Genomic DNA, 4,924 nt, shown 5'->3' with positions numbered 1-4,924 from the left:
GACCACGGGGAGAGTGCGGGTGACGTGGTCGCGGAGCCGACCGGGCTGGCCGCACGTTGGGCAGGTCGGGTCGTGTTCGACGGGCCGGCAGTCGATGTGGGTGAGGTGTTCTGCGACGGCGGCGCCGGTGATAGTGACGCCGAGTTCGACGGTTCTGCAGATGGTGTCGGCGACAAGGTTAGTAGTCTGGTCCATGGGTCCTGTGATGTGTTCGGATTCGGGCTCGGAACCTTCCTCCTCGTATCCCAGGACCCTCTACATCTTTTGCCTCACTTGATCACCGGTGGATCGACTCATGCACTCCAGATCCGGAAGAGCCAGATTCTCTCGTGTGGTAACGGTGCATGGAGGACCTCTGTGTCAGGTATCGCCCCAGTGACAAAGGAAAGTCGGGCGGGGTGAGAATGGAGTAAGGCAATGAGCGCTCAAGAGAGCGGCGCGGCGACTCGAACGCGAAACAAGAACTACAACCTGATCCGCTTCGTCGAAGCGTCGTTGAGCAAAGCATTGTGTATGCAGACCTCCATCGAGGATACCGAGCGTGACGGGTACCCTTAAGTGGCAGGTCTGTTCCGCAAAGCTCAAAGCGAGGCCGCCCCGAGTAGAAGTTGCTTCTCGACAGGCTCGCTCTGTCGGTCACGTGAGGTTCGTTCATTATCGGTTCGTCTGGGTCGAAGGGCGTCGTGGGAAGATCTCCTTGATGGGCGCGCGCGGCCTCGTCGCCGGTATCGATATCGTTCGTCCCAACGACACTTACCCAAAAGAATTTCAGAATGAGGAAGACCACGCCGAGTAGTTGCGGTGATACCTCACCGATAGCTCCCTGCCACGGACCCGGTACGCGAGCACCAGTTGGTCCATCTACCTCAGAGCGAGAGAAGGCGCTTCATAGCGCATTCGATCGGTGCGGGTGAGCCTGGCTGTACTTCAGGGGATCTTTCGATCTCCTGAACCTGCCACCGTGGCCGGGCCTAAACGCGGCGCAAATCTGTACGGGTTGCTCTTGTTTAACCCTCTGGGGCGGCCATGATCGTGGGTTTGTCAGGCGCGGGCACGGGTGCCTACTGTTCTTGTCCGTCCAGTTCCGGGTTCGCTTCGAGTGGTTCGAAGTATCGGGGGTTGGGGTTGGTGAGGGCTCTGACGATGTCGCCGCATCCGAGAACGCGGGCAGGCGGTCCTTGGTAGATCATTTCCTCTGTTCCGATGTAGCGAAAGCGCATGACGGGCTCCTGCAGGTGAAGTGTTCGGGATGATCTGGCGGGGTGACTGCGATACGGTCCGGAGTCTGTCGAGTTGTGCGGTGTCGGAACGAACTTCGGTGTAATACCCTGCGCAGGGTCACGGCTTTTCGTGCGGCCACTACTGCGGGTCGAGGTGGTGCTGTTCCGTGGCGGTGCACCGGTGGTCGGGTTCTCATCGCTGGAGCCTGGTGTGAAGCGCGGAGACCGTGATAGCTGCTCCGACGTGCTCGGAGACCGTTCGCACGAGGGTGCGATCGGTGATGTCCGGTAGGAAGCGGTGCGCGGCGGTGCGCGAGTGCAGAGCGCGTGCCGATGCGGCGATCAGATTCGGGGTCATCATGGTGATGCGGTGACCGCAGCCTGCACTGAGCAGGCCCGCGAGCGGCAACGACGAGTATTCGAAGGGATCTGCTGGCGGGCGAATGCACCGAAGAGGTGAGATCGATTGCTCGGTGGTGGACAAGTCGATCAACACATCGCACTGTTCGATGATCCGGCGGGTGTCCTCGCGTGTTGAGTTGGTGGTATCGATGTCGGTGACGGTGCCGATGCCGCACTGGGTCAGCACATCTTCGAGTAGTGGCGCGTGCCGGGACTGCGAAATGTAGACAGTCGCCATCCACGGCCACACGCCTTGCCTGTCGAGGGCGGTCAGCGTCAGGGCCGCGAGTGACGCGGTCATGGTCTCGTTGTCCGCGATGACGAGGGGGCCGTGATGTGCAGCCACTTCGTGCTGAACGATCGCGGTCCCGTAGGGCGGCAGTCCGATCAGGAATACGGTCTCGACGTGATCCGGGAGCGCGAGAATGGTTTCGACCAACCGCGGAACGTCGTTGAACGAGAGTGCGGTGTGCTCCGCGCGTAGTGCGGTGCGGTAGCGGATGAGCGCGGCGTATCCCTCACCCCAGGTCCTGCGGTTGCGGTGCAATCTACGCAGGAGACTCCACATCGGATCTGTCGTGATCACAACAACTTTCCCGCCGGCCGGCAGCATCGGATTCGTGGCGTGTTGTCGGTTGGGTGCGTCGAGGTCGGGGTGATCAGCGGTCATGTTGTCCTGAGGTGGTGTGTTCTCGCCGCGTGCGGACAGTCGCTCGCTGCGGCAGGGAAGGTGCCGGTCCGTCATGGCTGCTGCGGCAAGGGCCGGCCGTGGAGGAAAGCGATCAACAGAGCGTTGACCTCCTCGGGTCGCTCGAGGTAGCCGAAGTGACCGCACTGGGCGATTTGTTCGTATCGGGCACCGGGGATGGCTGCGGCGACTTCGATGCCCTGCGCCGGCGGGGTCAAGCGGTCGTCACCGAATCCGATGACGGGGGTCGGTGCTTGGATCGCGGCGAGATCGGTCAGTCGATTGTGGGATCGATCCATCGCGGTCTGGGCGCGGACACCGGCAGAGGTGGTGGTGGGGGCGGAGTATTCGAAGATGTCGAGCCATTCCTGGGCCTTCTGCGGATCGGCGAGGGTGTGCGGGGAGAGGTTCAGCACCGCGCTGATGGCCGCGGTGTAGGAAGGGGGCAAGTCGATCCCTGCCTGGTGGAGGGCCTTTTGTCCGCGGTTGAGGGCGGCTTCGACGGGGTGTGGTCGGCCGGTGGCGGCGAGCATGATCGCTTTGGCGAGCAGTTCGGGGCGGGTGATCGCCAGCTCTTGTACTACTCGTGAGCCCAGTGATGTGCCGATCACGTGGGCGGGTCCGCCGAGATGTTCGATCAGTGCCGCTGCGTCGGCGGCGAGGTCGGCGATGCTCATCCCGTCGATTCCGGCCATGCTCGAGATTCCGCGGTTGTCCATCGTGACGACTTCGAAGCCGGCTTTCACCAGTGCAGGAACCTGGTAGGTGTTCCATACTCGGCCGGGGCTGCCGGCTCCCATGATCAGCAGTACACGCGGGCCGGAGCCGGTGACGACGTAGTTGACGGGAACATGGTTGAGGGTGACGGTCGGCATGGGTCCTGTTTTCGTGAGGTGGGTCAAGGGCGAGCGAAGACGAGAGCGGTGTTGTGTCCTCCGAAGCCGAAGGAATTGTTGACGGCATAGTCGACGGGGCCGATGCGCGGCGCTGTCGTGACCACGTCGAGGTCGATCCTCGGGTCGAGCGTGTCGAGGTTGAGTGTGGGGGGAATGACGCCGTCGCGGACGGCGAGGACGGTGAGAACCGCTTCGAGCGCTCCGACGGCTCCGACGGAGTGCCCGAGGGCAGATTTCGGGGCGTAGATCGCCGCGTGTGTGCCGACCGCTGTGGTGATGGCCTGTGCTTCGGCGATGTCGCCGGCCGGGGTGGCGGTGGCGTGGGCATTGACGTGGGTGATGTCGGCGGGTGTCAGCCCGGCTCGCTGAATGGCGTGGGTCATCGCGCGAGCGGCTCCGCGGCCGGTGGGGTCGGGAGCGACAAGATGGTAACCGTCGGAGGTGGTACCGCAGCCGAGCAGACGCGCATGGATCGTCGCACCGCGTGCGAGGGCATGCGTCTCGGTTTCGAGGACCATCAGCGCTCCGGCCTCGCCGAAGACGAAACCGTCCCGGTCCTTGTCGAACGGACGCGACGCACCGGCAGGGTCGGCATTGTTCGAGCTCAGCGCGCGCATCGTGGCGAAGCTGGCGATGGAAAACGAATCGATGCGGCCTTCGACTCCGCCGGCGACGACCATGTCGGCGTCACCCATCGCAATCATCCGGTAAGCCTGCGCGATGGCTTCCGCGCCTGACGAGCATGCCGACACCGGGGTCATCACCCCGCCGCGGGCGCCGAGTTCGAGGCCCACCGTCGCGGAGGGGCGGTTGGGCATGACCATCTGCACTGCGAAGGGGGACACTTTGCGGTAGCCGCCGGTTCTGAGCCGGTCGACCGCATCGATCAGGGTGTCGCCGCCTCCGAGTCCGGTGCCGATGACCACAGCCAGACGATCCCTGTCGACGTCGGGTGAGCCCGCGTCGATCCATGCCGTGCGAGCGAGTGTCAACGCGACCCGCGCCGGCCAACTCATCCGCCGGATCTCCACCCGGGTGAGGGCATCGTCCGGAGAGACCTTCAAGTGACCGCCGATACGGACCGGCAGGTCGAATTCCTCGACGAACGAATCGTCGAGAAGACCGATTCCGCTCTCTCCCGCGAGGAGCGCCCTCCATGTGCCGGCGACGTCCCCGGCGACCGATGTGGTCGCTGCGAGGCTGGTGACGACGACGTTGGGTGCGCGGCCGAGCCAGGAGCGTGCCTCGGTGGTGCTCACCTGTCGCTGCTCGGCGCGGCGAGTTCGAGCGCTGCCGCAGCTTCGAGGGTGTGGATGTAGTCCACGACGTCGCCGACCGTGCGCAGACCCATCAGATCCTCGTCGGGAATTTTCACGCTGTACTTGTCTTCGGTCTGTACCGCGATTTCCACCATGGACAGTGAGTCGATACCGAGATCGTCGACGAAGGACGTGCCGATACCGATTTCGGACGGTTCGATTCCGGTGACCTCTTCGACGATCTGTGCGAGCTCGGTGACGATGGTTTCCTGCGTGCTGGCCATCAATGACGTCCCTTCGAATGAACGGGTGGTGTTCGGCTTCTGGTGCTCTCGGACAGGTAGGGCTAAGCTCACGCCATCTTGCCATAATATCTAGTTAAGAAGATTAGCAAGTAGCTGTGGTCAGGGATGCTTGCGACTCTCGGTGACCAACTCGGTCGCATGGGTTTGGTGAGCT

At 63.3% G+C, this 4,924-nt stretch carries 6 protein-coding genes and 1 pseudogene; 1 reads left to right on the top strand and 6 read right to left on the bottom strand.

Going from position 1 to position 4,924, the window contains the following annotated elements; genetic code table 11:
- Positions 1-195 (bottom strand): annotated as a pseudogene (locus A2J01_RS36995) (ISL3 family transposase); the annotation flags it as partial.
- A gap of 222 nt (positions 196-417) precedes the next feature.
- Here A2J01_RS36995 and A2J01_RS37370 point away from each other — a divergent pair.
- Positions 418-558 (top strand): hypothetical protein, encoded by a 141-nt coding sequence (locus tag A2J01_RS37370; protein ID WP_231917508.1) that lies wholly within the window; start codon positions 418-420, stop codon positions 556-558.
- A gap of 503 nt (positions 559-1,061) precedes the next feature.
- On the opposite strand, the gene A2J01_RS36550 is transcribed toward A2J01_RS37370, so the two are convergent.
- The 5 genes from A2J01_RS36550 to acpM form a co-directional block, all read right to left on the bottom strand.
- Entirely contained in the window at positions 1,062-1,220 is a 159-nt protein-coding gene (locus A2J01_RS36550; protein WP_197494286.1) for a hypothetical protein, read from the bottom strand.
- Positions 1,221-1,413: 193 nt separating this feature from the next.
- Positions 1,414-2,367: a hypothetical protein gene (locus A2J01_RS24270; RefSeq protein ID WP_064113768.1), complete on the bottom strand. Its 954-nt coding sequence runs from the start codon at positions 2,365-2,367 to the stop codon at positions 1,414-1,416.
- Positions 2,364-3,185 carry an alpha/beta fold hydrolase gene (locus A2J01_RS24265; RefSeq protein ID WP_042926476.1) on the bottom strand — a complete coding sequence of 274 codons (822 nt, stop codon included), beginning with the start codon at positions 3,183-3,185 and terminating at the stop codon, positions 2,364-2,366. The genes A2J01_RS24270 and A2J01_RS24265 overlap by 4 nt, the downstream gene beginning before the upstream one ends.
- A gap of 23 nt (positions 3,186-3,208) precedes the next feature.
- Positions 3,209-4,465 (bottom strand): KasA/KasB family beta-ketoacyl-ACP synthase, encoded by a 1,257-nt coding sequence (locus tag A2J01_RS24260; protein ID WP_042926479.1) that lies wholly within the window; start codon positions 4,463-4,465, stop codon positions 3,209-3,211.
- Positions 4,462-4,749 carry a meromycolate extension acyl carrier protein AcpM gene (acpM, locus tag A2J01_RS36005; protein WP_042926481.1) on the bottom strand — a complete coding sequence of 96 codons (288 nt, stop codon included), beginning with the start codon at positions 4,747-4,749 and terminating at the stop codon, positions 4,462-4,464. The genes A2J01_RS24260 and acpM overlap by 4 nt, the downstream gene beginning before the upstream one ends.
- Positions 4,750-4,924: the final 175 nt, after the last annotated feature.

It is taken from the genome of Rhodococcus sp. EPR-134 (genome assembly GCF_001647205.1).
Lineage (GTDB): Bacteria > Actinomycetota > Actinomycetes > Mycobacteriales > Mycobacteriaceae > Rhodococcus_F > Rhodococcus_F qingshengii.
Note: the sequence above shows the minus strand (reverse complement) of the source record. Positions and strands in the feature narration are given on the sequence as shown.

What these genes read in the sequence shown, in the direction of transcription:
- A2J01_RS37370 (WP_231917508.1), top strand. Translation starts at nt 418, where the DNA reads ATGAGCGCTCAAGAGAGCGGCGCGGCGACTCGAACGCGAAACAAGAAC.
- A2J01_RS36550 (WP_197494286.1), bottom strand. Translation starts at nt 1,220, where the DNA reads ATGCGCTTTCGCTACATCGGAACAGAGGAAATGATCTACCAAGGACCG.
- A2J01_RS24270 (WP_064113768.1), bottom strand. Translation starts at nt 2,367, where the DNA reads ATGACGGACCGGCACCTTCCCTGCCGCAGCGAGCGACTGTCCGCACGC.
- A2J01_RS24265 (WP_042926476.1), bottom strand. Translation starts at nt 3,185, where the DNA reads ATGCCGACCGTCACCCTCAACCATGTTCCCGTCAACTACGTCGTCACC.
- acpM (WP_042926481.1), bottom strand. Translation starts at nt 4,749, where the DNA reads ATGGCCAGCACGCAGGAAACCATCGTCACCGAGCTCGCACAGATCGTC.